An 18,387-nucleotide genomic window follows, 5' to 3' on the forward strand; every position below is an offset into this window, starting at 1 on the left:
GGGTTCCGAGTGGTGTAACACATCCTAACCGGCCGCTATTCCGCTCCACCGGGGCCTCGGGCAGCTCCCAGCCGGTGTGTGTCAGGTGGTGTCGACGCGTGCGCGTCAGCGCCCGAACCGGGCGAGGACGGGCGCCAAGGCCGCCTTGAGTTCCGGCGTGCGGAGAAGGGCGAGCACCGCCAGGTACACGGCGGCCATCGCCGCCCCGACGACGGCCATGGTGACGATGGCGCCGGGGATCGTGGCGGTCGGGAACCCCTCCTCGCTGACACCGCCGAGCAGCAGCAGCACGACGACGCCGACCACGGCGGCGGGCACGGCAGCGGCGATGTATCGCAGGAGACTCGGAATGATCGTGCCGAGGTCGAGCGACCGCAACCGTCTTCTGAGGAGCCAAGCGGCGACGCAAGCCTGCGCAATTCCGGCGATGGTGATGGAGAGCGCCACGCCGGCACCGAGGTACTCCTTGGGCATCGTCATGACGACGATGAGCGCGAGGAGGGTGAACAACAGTGTCTGGAACAGGGTGTAGAAGAACGGAGTCTTCGTGTCTCCGAGGGCGTAGAACGCGCGCTGCAGGATGAACAGGATACAGAACGGCACGAGCCCTATGACGAACGCGATGATCACGATTCCGAGATCGATGCTCTCGCCCGTCGACTTCGCGAAGACGCTGGCGAAGGGTACGGCGACCACCATGATCACGGCGGATGCCAAGACGATCAGCAGACTCACGACGCGGATCGCAGCAGAGACGTCCGAGCGCAGACTCGTGAAGTCCGGTCCTCCCGCGCGCGTTCCTTGGCCGTGCTCGCTCATTCTCGTGAAGTACGCCGTGGCGACCGAAACCGTGATGATCGAGTGCGGCAGCATGAAGATGAGCCATGCGTTCTGCAGGGCGATGATCGACGGCCCCTGTCCGGATGCGGAGGCCACGGCCTGTGTCTCGATCAGACCGGCCGCGGTCGTCAGAATGAGCATTCCGAAGGTCCAACTGGCGATTTTGCCGGTGGCGCGGAGCCCAACGCCACGCCAGTGGAAGTCCGGCCGGAAGCGAAGGCCGGCCCGACGCCAGAAGAACATCAGGAAGAACGCCTGGACGATGACGCCGAGCGTGGCAGATCCACCGATTATCGCAGTCATGGTCGGTGTCCACTCGCTGAACTTCGGCGTATCAGCACCGAACAGCACGACGAAGAGGACCAGTCCGGCTATCGCCACGACATTGTTGAGGACGGGTGCCCAGGTGAAGGGTCCGAACATCTTTCGCGCGTTGAGCACCTCGCCGAGGACGGTGTAGAGCGCGTAGAACAGGATCTGGGGAAGGCACCAGTACGCGAACGCGGTTGCAAGAGCGAATTGATCGGCCGGAAGTGTCGCTGCTGCCGCGAACACGAACACCGGGGCTATCGCGGTGGCCAGCACAGTGGCCCCTCCGATGAAGACGAGAGTGATCGTCACGAGCTTGTTGATGTAGGCGTTTCCGCCATCGACATGGATGCTCGCCCTGACGATCTGCGGGACGAGGACTGCGCTCAAAACACCGCCCCCGATGATCACATAGATCGTGTTAGGCAGCTGGTTCGCGACGCCGAATGCGTTGCCGACGATACCCAGACCGATGATGTTCGCGACGAGGGCGGCTTTGACGAAGCCGAGCAGTCGGGAGACGAGGGTTCCCGAGGCGAGGAGCGCGCTCGCCCTGCCGATGCCGTCAGCCATTCGTCTCCTGTCGTCCGGGTGACGACTCTACCGGGGGCTCATCGCCTGGCGGCTGACCGCTGTCCGGAGCAGCTGCGGAGGCGGCGGAAGTGGCGCCCGACGCGCGTCGCTTGGCTCGTCGACTGAGGACCATGCGGACCACACCGCTGACGAACAGCAGGGCGACGAGCAGGGCGAGGACGACGGCACCGATGCCCTCCCAGTCGGCGCGGACGTTCACGCCCACGAAGGACTGGTCACCGATCGCCTGCCCGCTGGTGCTGAAGAGTTGCAGCCGGAGGGTGACGTCGCCGTTGCCGATCTGCGACTGCACGGGGACGAGCACGGTGGCGCGCGAGTCCGCGGCGATCTCCTGCGTCACGGAACCGGAGATGCTCAACCGACCGTTGCTCGGTGAGGCCTCCATGACCACGGTGACGGGATAGGGCAGGTCGTTGCGAACGGCGAACGGCAGGGACACCTCGCCGCCGACCATGTTGATGCGACTGCTGTCGGTGACGCGCACCGACGCGAGGACCGTGTCCGTCCGTTCCTGCTGCGCGGTGACCGCCGATCCCCAGTCGCCCTCCGCACGCAGCCAGCCGGCCGCGAGGCTGGAGAGCAGGGTGGCGCGCTCCCGTCCGGTCAGCAGCTCGGGTTCGTCGAGCACCGAGGAGAAGGCGGTGACGTCCTGTTCCTCGTCGAGGAGGACCTGCACGTCGGACACGCGTTCGCTGTCGGGTGCCATCGCCCCGAGCGTCGCCGCGGCCTGGGGCTCGGCGAGCGTCGCCGCCAGGGCGGTCTGCGCCGTGGCCGGCAGGGAGCGGAGCGCGTTCACGGTGTCGGCGAGGGCCGGCAGGGTCGCATCCACTCCCCGAGGAAGCACGGCGACGACCGTTCCGCCGGACGACCCCTCCGTGCCGATGGCGGCCGCCCGGGCGTTCACGTCGGCGATGGCGCTCTCGAACGCGGCGTCCGTCGTGGCGGCGGCGGCGTCGCCCAGCGACTCGGCGAGGCCGTGGTCGGCCAGCAGCGTCCGCGCCGTGCCGATCGTCGCCGAGGCGCGCACGGTCTGTCCGGTGTCGGTCGTGTTCGCGGAGTCGAGCATCGTGACCGTTCCGCCCGATGCGGCGAAGACGGCGAGATCCGCATCGGTCACCGCGCCTCCCGCCCACACGATGCTGGGGAGCGAGTAACTCCACCTGAGGAGTTCGTCCATCGTCGGAACGGTCGGCACCGCCTGGCCGGGCGTCTCGGAGGGGCTCGGTGTGGGTGTCGGTTCCTCCGAGGGAGTGGCTGCCGCCGATGGGTCGGAGGACGTGGCCGTCGAGGAGCCGGCCTGCGGCGTCGGCTGGACGTCGTCGGGCCCGGTGGTCGGCGACCCGGTCGGGGTGGGCGTCTCGGTCGGCTGCACGACGGGGAAGTCGGCGACGTTCAAGGCGAAGGAGAACGAGCTCGGGGTCAGCAGTCGATCGAGGCCGGCCTCGGCCTGCACGGCGGGTTCGGCGTCGCCGTACTGGAGCGCGAAGGTCTCGTTGGGTGCGGCCTCGAGGCGGGCGAGCCAGGCGACGGCGCTCTCCGGAGCGCGCGTGCCGAGCGCGCGGACGGACGCGATGATGCGAGGGTCGATCCCGAGCGCGATCTGCTCGCCGAAGAGTGCGTCGAGCTGCGTCGTGAGCGCACCGTCGTCGGCCGTGAGCTCGGTGAGTTCGTCCGCATCGAGGAGTCCGCCGTAGCTGAGCGGCACGGTGAGCGGGGCCACGAGCGCGACGGTGGCGGACGTGGGCTGGCCCTGCGCCCGCCAGACGAGCGCCGTCCGACCTCCGGCCGCCGTGTCGCCCGCGACGTAGCCGGCTGAGACGCCGTAGGAGCCCCACGCGTCGGTGTCGTCGAAGCCCAGCGCCGGAGGAGTGAAGTCGAGCCCGCTGACGACGTACTGCTGTCCGGCGATGAGCTCGGGGATGTCGATCGTCCGCACCACGGTGGTGCCGGCGGGGGTCGCGGCCGCGTCCGCCCCGGTCGTGTCGAGCCACGCATCGAGCGCCGCCGTGCCGGTGATCCTCGCCGTGGTGACCGCCACGGACACGGAGCCGGCGGGGAGATCGGCGTCGGTGCCGTTCGTGAGCGTGATGCCGAACGAGGTGAGGGACGAGGGTTCGACCGCTCCCCCGTCGCTCGGGCTCACCTCGACGGACACGAGGCCGTCGGGAGTCGATGCCGTGTTCGCGCTCAGCTCGGGCGAGGCGATCGCACTGGAACCCGTGGACCAACCGCCGGCGGACACCACGGCGAACGACAGCGCGGCTGCTGCGAGGGCGCTGAGGAGGCGTGGGCGGTGGCGGTGGCGTGTCATGGGCGGTGGGGACGGTCCGCTCGGGCGGAGCCGTCCGGTGACGATTGTACGGGGGCCTCCCAGTCGAACCTGGGTGCTGGTGTCCTGGGAGACGCCGTTGCGCCGCCGGCGGAGGTGTGAGGTGGCCTCGCGCCCTACGCCCGCGGGGCCGGGTCGGACGTCTCGGACGAGTCCGTCCCGCCTGCTCGTGCTTCGGCGTCGCCCGGTCGATCCTCTCGGCGCCCGGACCCGAGCGACAGGGTGGCGAGGAAGCCGACCGCCAGGAATCCTGCGGCGGCGAACGCCGCGGAGCGGGTGCCGTCCGACAGGGCGATCCTGGCGTCCTCGGCCACCGTCGCGGTCGCCGGGTTCGCGTCGAGACCGGCGATGGCGGCGCCCGAGCTGTCGACGACGCTCGTCACGAGGGCGTCGCGCTGTTCGGTCGGTACACCGGCGTCCTCGAGTCGTCCGTCGAGGACCGACGCCGTACTCACGAAGAGGATGGTCCCGAGGACGGCGATACCGAGGGCCGAGCCGATCTGCCTCGCCGTGCTCTGCGTCCCGGAGCCCTGGCCGCTCTGCTCGACGGGTACGTCCTTCAGGACGACGCCCGTCAGCTGTGCGGTGGCGAGACCGACGCCGAAGCCGTAGACGAACAGGAACGGCACGATCGCGAACCATTCGGTCGCCGGCCCGACGACCAGCCCGATGCCCGCGACACCGATGATCTCCGCGACGATGCCGACGCGGACGATGAGGACGGGTGCGACCCGGTTGCCGAACGCGCCGGCGAACCCGCTCGCGACGAAGGAGCCGATCGCGAGGGCCAGGAGGATCAGACCGGTCTGCAGTGCGCTGTAGCCGAGGACGAACTGAAGCCAGATCGGCAGTGAGAGGATGATGCCGAACTCCCCCAGCGAGACGATGAGGGCGGCGACGTTGCCGTTCCGGAACGACGGCAGCGAGAACAGGGAGAACGCGATGATCGTGCTGCGCCCCTGCCGCATCCGGTGGCGTCCCCAGAGGACGAACGCGACGCCTGCGACGACCGTGACCATGAGGGCCACGGGTACCGGGGAGAGCCTGAACGGCCAGGTCCAGTCGCCGATGACGAGCGGGTTCTCCGTGAGCCACCACCCGAGACTCCGGCCCTCGATGAGTCCGTAGACGAGGGACGCGCTCGTCAGGATGGACAGGACGGCACCGACCACGTCGATGCGGTCGGTCGCGGGTTCTCGCGACTCCCCCACGAACAGCAGGAGTCCGACGATGATCAGGACGCCGAGCGGCACGTTGATCCCGAACGCCCAGCGCCAGGAGAAGTCGGTGGTGAGCCAGCCACCGAGGAGGGGCCCGACCGCCACCATGCCGCCGATCGTGGAGCCCCAGACAGCGAAGGCGATCGCACGGTCGCGGCCTCGGAAGGTCGCGTTGATGATCGAGAGGGTCGTCGGCAGGATCATCGCGCCGCCGACGCCCTGGATGACCCGGGACAGGATCAGGAGGTCGCCCGTCGGCGCGACGGCGGCGAAGACGGAGGCGCCGCCGAAGACGACGACGCCGACGAGCAGCATGCGACGACGGCCGAACCGGTCGGCGAGCGTGCCGAAGACGATGAGCAGCGCGGCGAAGACGAGCGTGTAGGACTCCTGGACCCACTGCACCTGGGTCGAGGAGATCCCGAGGTCGTCGACGATCGACGGGATCGCCACGTTGACGATCGTCGAGTCGACGATGATGAGGGCCACGGCGATGCTGATGACGACGAGGCCGAACCATTTGCGACGGTCCGACGGCGAGCGCTCAGGCTTCGCGGAGGGCGTGGACTCCGTCATGCGCGGAAACGATCAGCTGGCTGCATATTCTGATTATGCGCCTTCTCGAGGCTGATGTCACACGGACGTCCGGCGGTCAGACCAGGAGCGGCTGCAGCTGGCGCGAGCCGTCGATCAAGAGGTCGAGGAGTGCGGCGGGGCGCTCGATCCGCTCACTCGGTGCCGAGAGCGACAGCCCCGCGACGAGACCGCCGCGGTCGTCCCGGATCGGGACCACGAGGCAACCGTGACCTGGCGTCACCTCACCCACCTGTCGTGCGTACCCGAGTCGTTCGACGTCGTGGATCAAGGGCTCGGCGTCTCGGAACGGCCGCTGGACGAGTCCTGACCAGTCGTATCCACCGTGAGCGAGCTCGTGCAGGAGCAGACGCCCGATCGCGGAGGTGTCGAGGCGCCTGACGATCCGCTGCTCGTCACTCAACGGGAAGTCGGGATCCGCATCCGCGATCCTGATGCGTTCGCCCTCGTACCGCACGAGGTGCACCCCGCCTCGCACGCTCGACCGCAATCGTCCGATCACCTCGCGCGCAGCGAGCGGGGGTGGTGCCGGAGCGACGAGGTGGGCGAGCTCGACGACCTTCCGCCCGAGCGCGAATCCACGCAGGTCGGGCATGCGGACGAGGTATTCGTCCTGGACGAGGAGGTTGAGGAGCCGGTAGGTGGTCGCCCTCGGCATGTCGAGTCCGGCCGAGACCTCCTGCGCCGTCACACCGGCACCGCATCGCGCGACCTCTTCGAGTACCGTGAGCGCGCTGTGCACGGCCTTCGGTTGTCGGGCGCGGAGCTCGCCCGCGCCGCTCACCGGTGCTCCGCGGACGGTCCGCCGAGCACGTCGGCGCTCACCGTCTCGTCGTAGACCCCCACGGTCGAACTCAGCCACGGTCGGCGTCGATGCCGGATCGCCCAGATCGAGATGCCGAGCGCCATCGTGACGAGGAACACCCAGACGCCGACGCCCCGCTCGCCGGCGCTCTCGACGACCAGGTAGACGACGAGCGCGACGGACAGCAACACCCCGGCCACCACCGCTCGCAGGAGCGGCCAGAGCGTCAGTTCTCCGATCCGCCAGAGGAAGGCCGGGGCTGCGATGCAGACGAGGACGTAGGCGGTGATGTACCCGGCCGCGGCCACGACGATGAGGACCTGCATCGCCGCCCAGGCTCCTCCGGTCAGCACGAGCGCGAGCACCGAGACGGGCGTGACGATCGCCAGAGCCGCGATGATCGCCACATGGGGCGTACGGAACCGGCCGTGCGTGGTCCCGAGGCGCGACGGGAGGACGCCCTCTCGACCCATCGAGAACACGACCCGCGAGAACGCCGTGATGGAGGCGATCGCACAGGCGAGGAACGACGCCGCGACGGACAGGTCGAGCAGCAGCCCCATCCATTCGACGCCGAAGGCCAGCGCCAGATCGTTGATGGGTGTCCGGGTCGCGGTGATGTCCTCCCCCAACGCCGCGAAGCCCGCCAGCTGACTGTACGAGGTGACGAGGAAGAGGAGACCCGCACCGACGACGGTCCAGACCAGCGACCGTGGGATGCTCGCGAACGGCCGCCGGGCTTCGACGCCGAGCGTCGAGGAGCTCTCGAATCCGACGAAGGCGGTGACGGCGAGGACCGATCCGACCGCGAGGTGCTCCGGGGAGGCGTCCAGCCCGAGCACGGCCCAATCGGGCGTCGGTCCGAGCTGCGACAGGAGCACGCCCACGAGGATGAGGATGGTCGCGACCGAGGCGCTCTCCACGATCAGGGTCACCCGGGTGGACAGATGGATCCCGCGGACGAGCACGACGACGCAGACGACGGCCATGCACACGAGGAGTGCGGACACGACACCCGTCGAACTCGGCATGCCGGGCCAGAACCGGTGCAGCAGGATCGACAGGTAGTACCCGGCACCGGCCAGGGCGAACATGGCGATGAAGCCGTACCCGATGAGCAGCGCGACGCCCGTGACGAAGGCTGCACCCGTTCCGAGCCCCTTGGAGACGAAGGTGTACAGCGAGCCGGTTGCTGCGATGCGCTTCGCGAACACGTTCACGGTGGCGGCGACGAGCAACGACAGCAGCATCGCGATGGCGAGCGACCACATGGTCGCCCCGCCCGCGGTCACGGTGACGATCAACGGGATCGTCGTCGCAGCGGCGGACGGCGCCACCGCCGAGACGGACTGGGCGAACACGTCGATGAACCCGACACTGCGCCGCTGGAGGCCGTCGACCGGTGACCGGGACTCGAGACCACGGACGCTCGGAGGATTGCTGATCGCGCGTTCCAGAGCCGTCACGTCCCTCACCTCCTCCTCGTCGTTCAGGCTAGGCGCGTCCCATTGCACCGGCGTGGCGGGCGTGTTTCGGCTTCATGACCGTCAAATGAGACAGCGGTGTCGACCGGTCTCATTCGGTGCCGAGCAGGTGTTACGGCGACGAGACGAGGCGGCAACAGGAGACCGGGATGCTGGCCTCGTCCCGATACCGCCGCATTGCTCGAGGAGTGTCCATGACCGTCACGAAAGGTCCGGCCACCGATGCCGGACAGCCCACCCGGTCCCTGAAGGGATCGCTCGGCGTCACCGCCATCGTCTTCATGGTCGTCGCCGCGGCGTCGCCGTTGACGGTCGTCGGTGGAGCCGCACCGCTCGGCATCCTGCTCGGTAACGGGATCGGCTTCCCGAGCATGTACGTCGTGTCCGCCGTGATCCTCCTGCTGTTCGCCGTCGGACTCTCGGCCATGACCCGGCATGTGCCCAAGCCGGGTGCCTTCTTCACCTTCGTCGGATACGGGCTCGGCAAACCGGCCGGTCTCGCGTCGGCGTTCCTCGCCCTCCTGACCTACACGACGATCCAGGTGTCGGTGTACGGCTACATCGGTTACCTGTTGAGCGTGACCTTCGCCGGTCTCGGCGCTCCGGAGATCCCCTGGTACCTCTACTCGCTCGCTTCGATCGCCGTGGTCGGTCTGCTCGGCTACCGCCACATCGACCTCAGCTCGAAGGTCCTCGGCGTCCTGCTCGTGGCGGAGGTCGGGATCGTCCTCGTCCTCGCCGGGGCGGTCATCGTGACCGGCGGTGCCGACGGGCTGTCGGCGGAGCCGTTCGTGCCAGAGCAGGTGTTCTCCGGGTCGCCCGGTGTCGGACTGATGTTCGCGATCGCGGCGTTCATCGGGTTCGAGGCGACCGCGATCTTCCGCGACGAGGCGAAGGACCCGTCCCGCACGATCCCACGGGCGACCTACATCGCGGTGATCGGGATCGGCCTGTTCTACACCCTCGCCTCCTGGGCGCTCGTCATGGCCTGGGGCCCGGACGACGTCCTCGCCGTGGCCGGTGAGGATCCCGGCGCGATGATCCTCCGCACCACCCTGCTCTACCTCGGGCCGGTGGGAGAGCTCGTCATCAACGTCCTCCTCATCACGAGCATGTTCGCCTGCGTCCTCTCCTTCCACAACGTCATCACCCGGTACCAGCACACGATGTCGAACGCCGGCGTCCTGCCGGGCCGGCTCGGCGGCGTCCACCCCAGGCACCTCTCGCCGCACACCTCGTCGCTCGTCCAGAGCGCCACCGCGGCGATCCTGATCGTCGTCTTCGCCGTGCTCGGTCTCGACCCCGTCCTGCAGGTGTTCACGTGGTTCGCCGGCGTCGCGACCCTCGCGATCGCGATCCTGATGGCGGTCACGAGCCTCGCGGTGATCGTGTACTTCGCTCGCACGAAGCAGGATCGGCGGGTGTGGAACACGGTCGTCGCACCCGGCCTCGGGTTCATCGGACTCGTCGGTTCGGCCGTCGTGATCGTCGTCTACTTCCCGATGCTCGTCGGAGACGTGGATGCGGGCGGCAACCCCGTGTTCGGAACCGTGAGCGCCGTCCTCCTCGCCCTCATCGTGGTCTGCCCCGTCGTCGGCCTCGTGCAGGCCGCGTACCTGCGTCGTCGTCGCCCGGCCGCCTACGCCGACGTCATGGACGCCATCGGCGGTTGACCATCCGACTCTTCCCCTCACCTTCCGAGACCAGCCGCATCACCGAACCAGGAGCCTCACGATGACCATCACCGACCCCACCACCCTGCGCAGCACCGGCGGCGACACGCCCATCCAGCACCCGCTCGCCAGCCTGTCCGCGCCGGAGTTCGACCGCATCCGCGACATCGTCACCGGCTTCGACGACTTCACCGAGACGACCCGGTTCGCCTACGTCGGCCTCGAGGAGCCCCACAAGCGGGCGGTGCTCGCCTGGCAGGCCGGCGACGGTCCCCTGCCGGAACGCCTCGCCCGCGTGATGCTGCTCGACATGGCCACGGGTCGATCGACGGACAACGTGGTGTCCATCGACAGCGGGTCCCTGCTCAGCACGGTCGTTCTGGACGGTTCCCGCGGCCAGCTGCCGATCCTCATCGAGGAGTTCGACGCCATCGCGGAGATCGTGGCGGAGGACGAGGGGTGGGTCGCCGCCCTCGCCGCCCGTGGCTGCACGGTCGACGAGGTGAAGGTCGTCCCGCTGTCGGCCGGCTTCTACGACTATCCGGAGGAGGTCGGGCGTCGGATCGTCCGGGTCCTCGCGTTCCGCCAGGACTACCCGGCCGACCACCCGTGGGCCCACCCCGTCGACGGACTGAGCGCCTATGTCGACACCGCGGCACGACGGATCACCCGCCTGATCGACGCGACAGCCCTGGCCATACCGGCGGAGCCCGGGAACTTCGACGACCCGGCGGTCCAGGGTGCTCCGCTCTCCTCGCTCAAGCCGATCGTCATCACCCAGCCGGAGGGTCCGAGCTTCCAGGTCGACGGCGAGTTCGTCGAGTGGGGCAACTGGCGGTTCCAGGTCGGGTTCGACGTCCGTGAGGGGCTCGTCCTCCGGCAGCTGTCGTTCGACGATGCCGGCGAGGAACGACCGATCATCTACCGGGCGTCGATCAACGAGATGCTGGTCCCCTACGGTGACCCCTCCCCCGTGCGCTTCTGGCAGAACTACTTCGACACCGGCGAGTACCTGTTCGGCCGGTTCACGAACTCCTTGGCGCTCGGGTGCGACTGCGTGGGCGAGATCAAGTACTTCGACGCGGTGCTCGCCGATGAACTCGGCAACCCGTTCACGATCGAGAACGGGATCTGCATGCACGAAGAGGACTTCGGAACCCTCTGGAAGCACTCAGACCTGTACACCGGCTCCAACGAGGTCCGGCGGTCGCGTCGGCTGGTCATCTCCTTCTTCACGACCGTCGGCAACTACGACTACGGGTTCTACTGGTACCTGTACCTCGACGGCACCATCGAGTGCGAGTCGAAGCTGACGGGCATCCTCTTCACCTCCGCGTACCCCGGGCTCGACGCGGAGGGCGCCGACTACCCGTACGCCTCGGAGGTCGCGCCCGGGCTCGGTGGGCCGTACCACCAGCACCTCTTCTCGGCCCGTCTGGACATGATGGTCGACGGTCTGTCGAACGCGGTCGAGGAGGTGGACGCGGTCCGGGTGCCGATCGGGCCGGGGAACGAGCACGGCAACGCGTTCACGAAGCGGGTCACGCGGCTCAGCACGGAAGCGGGGTCCGGACGCATGGCGGACGGCTCGGCCGCTCGAGCCTGGCACATCGTCAACACGGAGAAGACGAACCGGATGGGACGCCCGACGGGGTACGTGCTGTACCCGCAGGAGTCGCCGACGCTCATGGCCGACGCGTCGTCGTCGATCGCCAAGCGGGCGGAGTTCGCGACGAAGCACCTCTTCGTCACGAAGTACGACCCGGCTGAACGATACGCGGCGGGCGACTTCGTCCACCAGAACCCGGGTGGCGACGGAATCACGCGGTTCATCGAGGGCGACGAGTCGATCGACGGCGAGGACATCGTGCTCTGGCACACCTTCGGACCGACGCACTTCCCCCGTCCGGAGGACTGGCCGGTCATGCCGGTGGACTACGCCCGGTTCACGCTCAAGCCCTACGGCTTCTTCGGTGAGAACCCGACCCTGAACGTCCCGCCGAACGAAGCGGGCGGGCACTGTTCGCACGACACCGGCGCCGCGCACGTGGGACACGGCGGTCACGACCAGGGTGCCGAGGAGCACTGTGGCCACGGGCACTAGGTCGCGGCGATGAGCGAGGTCCTCCACCTCGGGGCGCTCGTCCCGGCCGCCGTCGGCGCCTGTTGCACCGTCGGCGGCCGACGCGGACCCCTCGACCTCGTGGCCGCGATCGTCATGCTCGCGGCGATGCTCGACCTGGCGACCGGTGCCGGGATGCTGCATCCGTTGCTCTGGGCGGTCGTCCTGATCGTCCTCGCCGTCGCCTCGGCGGTCCGGCTTCGGTCCGTCGCCGGGCTGCCGGCTCCGGTCGACGACGCGGTGGCGCTCGCCGTCAAGCGCCACCGTGCGGCGATGACCGTGCACACCTCAGGCGGTCTCGTCATCATGGCGGCGCTCATGTGCACCATGGCGGGTCATGCCGCCGGGAGTGTATATACCGGATCGGGTATGCACCCGACAGGACATCAGAACGGAATGGGCGCCCTCCCCGCCGTGCTCATCGCGGCCGGCATGGCGGTGTTCACGGCCCTGTCCACGCGGATCGCGGTCGAGGCGGCTCGCCGGCGTGAGCGGGTCGTCGTCATCGAGGTGGTGAGCATGACGGTCTCCGTCGTCGCCATGGCGCTCGCCGCGGCGCTGTGACCTGGGCGGCGGCGTCGATCTACTCGGCGTCGTCGCCCTCCCACGGCGGCCGGGCGACCTTGCCGGACATCCGCCATACCGCTCGGGTCAACTCGGGGTGCACGCGGGCGATCTCACGGAGCACCTCGTACTCGAGGTGGTCCGCGTTGTCGCGGTGATCCTGCGCGTCGTCGAGCGACGAGTACCCGGCGAGCCGCGCCATCGCGTGCTGGGCGGCCAGACCCCGGGCGTGCAGCGCGTCGTCCCGGAGGACGGCGACGACGAGCTCGTCGACCGTCGGCATCGAGGGCAGGAAGTCCCAGGGGTCCTCACCGTCGCGAGCGCGGTGCTCGATGATCACCTCGCGCTCGAGCTGTGCGTCGCGGCGCAACCTGGGGAGGTCGACGGCCTGCAGATCCACGTACCCTCCTCGCTCCGGCGCACCCCGCGGCGCGCACTCGGGTATCAAGGGTACGCCCGGTATCGGAGGACCGTGCCGTCAAGGCGCAGCTCCCTCGCGGTCGAGGCTGGTACTGCGGGACCACCGATGTCGTCCGATCGGCGGATGTCGGTGCCGTTTCAGGTCCATCCTCGTGCGGATGTGATCAGGGGCGCCGCTCCATAGCGTGGAGTGGGGCGGATGGCGCCCACTCCGCGACCGAGAGGCCCGTCCTTCCATGTCATTCCTCACGAGGCTCAGCCTCGCCAATCGACTGATCGTCGGCCTCATCACCGCGGCGATCGTGGCCTTCGGACTCTTCGCGGTCGGTTCCCTGAAGCAGGAACTGTTGCCGTCCGTGCAGCAGCCGGGTGCCGTCGTGGCCGCGACGTACCCCGGCGCCTCGCCGTCGTCGGTGGAGCGCGAGGTCACGAAGCCCGTCGAGCAGGCGGTGCAGGGGGTCAAGGGCGTCACCGGCGTCACCTCGACGTCGGTCAGCGGTTCCACGTCCGTGCAGGTGAGCTGGGACTTCGGGCAGGACGACGAGAAGATCGTCGGTGACATCCGCAGCGCCCTCGCCGGCTTGAAGAGCACGCTTCCGAGCGACACGACCACCGAGGTCTACGCGGGCGGCAGCGACGACATCCCCGTGCTGCAGCTCGCGGTCGCGTCCGAGGACGAGTCCGGTGAGTTCGCAGGCAGGGTCGAGACCACCGTGCTCCCCGCGCTCCGCGGCATCGCCGGCGTGCGCCAGGTCGATCTCGCGGGCGAGAACGCCACGCAGCTCGTCATCACGATGCGTCCGGCCGACCTCGCGGCCAAGAAGGTGACCGCGGAGGAGGTCATGGCGGCCGTCCAGGCGAGCGGCGTCATCACGGCTGCCGGGACGAGTGTCGACGCCGGCAAGGAGCTCTCGATCGAGGTCGGCTCGGCCGTCGGCTCGCTGGCCGAGGTGCAGGCGCTCCCCATCCAGCACGAGGACGGGCCCTTCGCGCTCTCCGCCGTCGCGGACGTGGAGCTCGTGCCCGCAGCCGAGACCTCCATCGCCCGGGCGGACGGTCTCCCGTCGCTGTCGCTCACGATCCTCAAGGACCCGTCGGCCAACGCCGTCCAACTCGCCCACACCATCCGTGACGCCCTCCCCGGGCTGGAGCAGGAGCTCGGCTCGGGTGCGGCCTTCACCGTCGTCTTCGACCAGTCGCCGATGGTCGAGCAGTCCATCCACGACCTCTCCGTCGAGGGCGGGCTCGGGCTGTTGTTCGCGATCATCGTGATCCTGGTGTTCCTGCTGTCGATCCGGTCCACGATCATCACGGCCGTGTCGATCCCGCTCTCGCTCCTCATCGCGATGATCGGTCTGTGGATCGGCGACTACTCGCTCAACATCTTCACGCTCGCGGCGCTGACCGTCGCCGTGGGGCGGGTGGTCGACGACTCCATCGTGGTGATCGAGAACATCAAGCGTCGGCACACCGGGCGGGCGATGACGACCACGAGCGTCGTCGAGGCGGTCCGCGAGGTCGCCGGGGCCGTGACCGCGTCGACGATCACGACCGTGGCCGTGTTCCTCCCGGTCGCCTTCGTCGGCGGGACGGTCGGCGAGCTGTTCCGACCGTTCGCCGTCACCGTGTCGGTCGCGCTCATCGCATCCCTCGTGGTCTCGCTCACGATCGTGCCGGTGCTCGCCTACTGGTTCATGCGAGGCTCCTCCGCCCCGGCTGTCGGCAAGGCCACCGACGATGCGGCCACCGAAGCGGCGTCCGTCGTCGAGGACGAGTCCGAGGCGTACTCGAAGCTCCAGCGCGCCTACCTGCCGGTCCTGCGCACCGCCCTGAAGCGTCCGTTCGTGACCCTGCTCGTGGCGGCGGTCGTGTTCGCGGGGACGATCGTCTCGGCGGGGTTCCTGAAGACCGACTACCTCGGCGACATCGGGGGCGAGAACACCGTCACGGTCACGCAGGAACTCCCGGAGGGGACAAGCCTCGACGTCACCAGCGACGCGGCCGCGGCCGTCGAAGCGGTCCTCGCGAAGACCGCCGGCGTGTCCGGATACCTGACCACCGTCGGTGGGAACGGTTCGAGCAACACGGCACAGATCAGCGTGACCGTCGGTGAGGAGAGCTCGCGCGAGGGCGTCGCCGACACCATCCGGGACGCCGTGGCGAAGCTCGACGACGTCGGCGAGGTCACCGTCGGCGACGCCGGGGGCGGATTCACCGGTGGCGGAGGCGGCATGGAGGTCACGCTGCAGGGTGAGGACCCAGCGGCGCTCGCCACGGCGGCGGCCGCGGTACAGGACATGCTCGGCGGTACGGACGGCCTCCGCGATGCGACGAGCGACCTCGCCGACGAGCAGGGCCTGCTCAAAGTGAACGTCGACCGCGCCGCCGCCGCCCGGTACGGCTTCACGCAGGAACAGGTCGGCCAGGCCATCGCCAGTGCGCTCCGCGGCACCCCGATGGGTTCGGTCATCCTCGAGGGAGCGTCTCGCGACATCATCGTCCGCTCGCAGCGGGTCGGCACGACGCCGGCCGAGATCGCCGCACTCCCCCTCCCCGTCAGTGCCTTGCAGCAGGCCGCGGCTCAGAAGGCCGCGACCGACGCCCTCACGGCCGAGCAGGACGAGGCCACCCAGCGCGCGAAGGACGAGGCGGCATCCCAGGCCGCGACCCAGCGCTCGGAACTCCAGGACGCCCGCTCGACCGCGGCCTCGCAGCTCGACGCCCTGCGGGCTCAGCTGAGTGCGTTGCAAGCGGCTCCCGTCGAGGTGCCGCCGGTCACGCCCACGACACCGGAGGAGGAGGCGGCACGACAGGCCTACGAGGCACGCGCCGCCCAACTCGCCGGATTGAGCGACGCCATCTCCCAGCTCCAAGGCTCGATCACGACCATCGACGAGCAGCTGGAAGCGATGCGGGACGCCGAGAGCGAGGCCGCCGAACAGCAGGCGGAGGCGGACCGCCTCACCCAGGCGCAGAAGGACCTCGCCAACGTCAGCGCCGTCCCGATCCCGGTCAGCGCCGTCGCGCAGGTGGGCGAGGAACGTGCCGCAGCGGCGATCACGCGTATCGACGGCGTCCGGACCGTGACCGTGTCGGCGACGCCGACGGGTGACGACCTCAGCGCGACGACGCTCGCCGTCCGGGAGGGCCTCGACGGCCTGGACCTGCCGAGCGGGGTCACCGCCTCGGTCGGTGGTGTCGCCCAGGAGCAGGAGGAGTCGTTCGCGCAGCTCGGCCTCGCGATGCTCATCGCGATCGTGCTCGTCTTCATCGTCATGGTGGCGACGTTCCGGAGCCTCCTGCAGCCGCTCATCCTGCTGGTCTCCGTGCCCTTCGCGGCGACCGGCGCGATCGCGGCCCTGCTCATCACGGGGACCCCGCTCGGCATCCCGTCGATGATCGGCCTCCTCATGCTCATCGGCATCGTCGTCACGAACGCGATCGTCCTCATCGACCTGGTCAACTCGTACCGGGCTCGGGGCGACGGCATCGACGACGCGGTCCTGCACGGAGCCCGACTCCGTCTGCGGCCGATCATCATGACCGCCTGCGCGACCATCTTCGCGCTCGTGCCCATGTCGCTCGGGCTCACCGGCGGTGGGGTGTTCATCTCGCAGTCGCTCGCGATCGTCGTGATCGGTGGCCTGGTGTCGTCGACGCTCCTGACGCTCATCCTCGTGCCCGTGCTGTACCTGCTCTTGGAGCGCCGGACCGAGCGCCGTCTGGAGAAGCGTGAGCTGAAGCGCACGGCGAAGGCCGCGCAGCGCGAGGTCGAGGAGCACGACGAGCAGACCGATGAGGACCTCGACGCGATCCTCACCACGGATCGCTGACGGCGGCTGCGGGGTGGGCGATCCGGCCCACCCCGCAGCTGGCACACTGGTGGGCGTGGACCAGCGACTGATCGACCTCCTCCGTTCCGACCTCGACGCGGCCGGCTACACGGTGGAACGGGTGCGCGGTCTCTGGGGTGAGACGGCCGAGGCCGCCCTGCACCGCTCGAACCGGGCCGTGGCGATCCGTTCGCTCGACGAACGCCGCCGGACGGCCGGCACTGAACCGATCGCGACGCTGTCGACGCTGTTCGTGCTCGGCGTCGCCGTGGGGGCCGATGACGCGGCGCGTGCTCTGCCGTCGCTCGGCCTCGATGGCGCGGTGGCGCTCGGTCTCGTCGGCCTGAGTCACGACGGATCGGTCGCCCCGGCCATCGATCTGCGTCCGTACGCCTGGGTCGACGCCAACGGGAGCGGTGCGTGGTGGATCGCCTCCGACCTCGGAGAGCTCGCGCTGGGTCACGAGCTCGGCGAAGAGCACGTCCTCGGGGTCGGCGGCGCGTCGATGACCCTGAGCGGCATCATCCTCCCCGAGCGGGTCGGAACGGCACTCGACCTCGGGACCGGGTGCGGCATCCAGGCGCTCCACCTGTCGCGGATCGCGGATCACGTGGTCGCGACGGACATCTCCGAACGAGCACTCGAGCTCGCCGCACTCAACGCGCGCCTGAACGGCATCGACTCGATCGAATTCCGCCACGGCGGCATGTTCGAACCCGTCGCCGGTGAACGGTTCGACCGCATCGTCTCCAACCCGCCGTTCGTCATCACCCCGCGCGCCGAGGGCGTGCCGAGCTACGAATACCGCGACGGCGGTCTGGTCGGCGATGCGCTCGTGGAGTCGGTGTTCCTCGAGGCCGCCCGGCATCTGACGCCCGGCGGGGTCGCGCAGTTCCTCGGGAACTGGGAGTACCGAGACGGTGCCGACGGGCTCGACCGCGTGGCCGGATGGGTGGAGCGCAGTCCGGAACCGGTCGACGCCTGGGTCATCGAGCGCGAGGTGCAGGATCCGGCCGAATACGCGGAGACCTGGATCAGGGACGGTGGCACCCGTCTCGGGACGCCGGAGTTCGAGCGCTTCGCGGCAGCCTGGCTCGACGACTTCGCGGCTCGGGCTGTGACCGGCGTCGGCTTCGGTTATGTCCTGCTCCGTCGATCGGACCCGTCCACGCCGCTGCGCCGTTTCGAGCGGCTGCACGGGCAGGCGGGTTCGAACGCCGCCGGGCTCGGTGCGCACCTCACCGTGTGTCTCCTCGCACACGACTGGCAGGTCGCGCTCGACGACGAGCAGCTGCTCGGCGAACGCGTCATCCTCGCGGGCGACGTCACCGAGGAGCGCCACTACTGGCCCGGTGACGAGGATCCGACGGCGATGACCCTGCGGCAGGGTGGCGGCCTGGCCCGCTCGGTGGGAATCGACACGGGCCTGGCGGGGCTCGTCGGCGCCTGCGACGGCGAGTTGACCCTGGGAGCCATCATCGACGCGATCGCCCAGCTCGTCGAGGTCGATGCGGCGGAACTCCGCGCCGAACTCCTCCCCCGGGTCCGCGCACTGCTGGACGACGGCATCCTCCTACCGAGCTCCTGAGCCGTTCCGGGT

General features: G+C 69.4%; 11 protein-coding genes. 5 read left to right on the forward strand and 6 right to left on the reverse strand.

What is annotated here, in order from left to right; genetic code table 11:
- Window positions 1–105: 105 nt before the first annotated feature.
- The 5 genes from murJ to BIU99_RS15165 all read right to left on the reverse strand — a co-directional run bounded on the left by murJ (window position 106) and on the right by BIU99_RS15165 (window position 8,157).
- A complete protein-coding gene (gene murJ, locus BIU99_RS15145; RefSeq protein ID WP_071262003.1) occupies window positions 106–1,722 on the reverse strand; it encodes a murein biosynthesis integral membrane protein MurJ in 1,617 nt (538 codons plus the stop codon).
- Window positions 1,715–4,054 (reverse strand): DUF6049 family protein, encoded by a 2,340-nt coding sequence (locus tag BIU99_RS15150; protein ID WP_071262004.1) that lies wholly within the window; start codon window positions 4,052–4,054, stop codon window positions 1,715–1,717. Before BIU99_RS15150 ends, murJ begins: the two co-directional genes overlap by 8 nt.
- Before the next feature lie 134 nt (window positions 4,055–4,188).
- Entirely contained in the window at window positions 4,189–5,868 is a 1,680-nt protein-coding gene (locus BIU99_RS15155; protein ID WP_071262005.1) for a DHA2 family efflux MFS transporter permease subunit, read from the reverse strand.
- 76 nt (window positions 5,869–5,944) lie between these two features.
- Window positions 5,945–6,670, reverse strand: coding sequence for an IclR family transcriptional regulator (locus BIU99_RS15160; protein WP_071262006.1), 726 nt, complete (start codon window positions 6,668–6,670; stop codon window positions 5,945–5,947).
- Window positions 6,667–8,157, reverse strand: a complete 1,491-nt coding sequence (locus BIU99_RS15165) for an APC family permease (protein ID WP_071262007.1) — start codon at window positions 8,155–8,157, stop codon at window positions 6,667–6,669. The genes BIU99_RS15160 and BIU99_RS15165 overlap by 4 nt, the downstream gene beginning before the upstream one ends.
- Before the next feature lie 212 nt (window positions 8,158–8,369).
- Here BIU99_RS15165 and BIU99_RS15170 point away from each other — a divergent pair, with 212 nt between their 5' ends.
- The 3 genes from BIU99_RS15170 to BIU99_RS15180 all read left to right on the forward strand — a co-directional run bounded on the left by BIU99_RS15170 (window position 8,370) and on the right by BIU99_RS15180 (window position 12,534).
- Entirely contained in the window at window positions 8,370–9,848 is a 1,479-nt protein-coding gene (locus tag BIU99_RS15170) for an APC family permease (protein ID WP_071262009.1), read from the forward strand.
- Between the two features lie 61 nt (window positions 9,849–9,909).
- Window positions 9,910–11,952: a primary-amine oxidase gene (locus BIU99_RS15175; protein ID WP_071262010.1), complete on the forward strand. Its 2,043-nt coding sequence runs from the start codon at window positions 9,910–9,912 to the stop codon at window positions 11,950–11,952.
- Window positions 11,953–11,961: 9 nt separating this feature from the next.
- Window positions 11,962–12,534, forward strand: coding sequence for a hypothetical protein (locus tag BIU99_RS15180; RefSeq protein WP_071262012.1), 573 nt, complete (start codon window positions 11,962–11,964; stop codon window positions 12,532–12,534).
- 19 nt (window positions 12,535–12,553) lie between these two features.
- Here BIU99_RS15180 and BIU99_RS15185 read toward each other — a convergent pair whose 3' ends face one another.
- Window positions 12,554–12,934 carry a hypothetical protein gene (locus BIU99_RS15185; RefSeq protein WP_064294055.1) on the reverse strand — a complete coding sequence of 127 codons (381 nt, stop codon included), beginning with the start codon at window positions 12,932–12,934 and terminating at the stop codon, window positions 12,554–12,556.
- 256 nt (window positions 12,935–13,190) lie between these two features.
- Between BIU99_RS15185 and BIU99_RS20310 the strand changes: the two genes are divergently transcribed.
- Together BIU99_RS20310 and BIU99_RS15195 are read left to right on the forward strand one after the other, a co-directional pair.
- Complete coding sequence (locus BIU99_RS20310) at window positions 13,191–16,787, forward strand: efflux RND transporter permease subunit (protein WP_071262014.1); 3,597 nt, start codon at window positions 13,191–13,193, stop codon at window positions 16,785–16,787.
- A complete protein-coding gene (locus BIU99_RS15195) occupies window positions 16,750–18,375 on the forward strand; it encodes a methyltransferase (RefSeq protein WP_083397397.1) in 1,626 nt (541 codons plus the stop codon). The genes BIU99_RS20310 and BIU99_RS15195 overlap by 38 nt, the downstream gene beginning before the upstream one ends.
- Window positions 18,376–18,387: the final 12 nt, after the last annotated feature.

Origin of the sequence: Plantibacter sp. MMLR14_011 (assembly GCF_001865025.1) — a bacterium.
Lineage (GTDB): Bacteria > Actinomycetota > Actinomycetes > Actinomycetales > Microbacteriaceae > Plantibacter > Plantibacter flavus_A.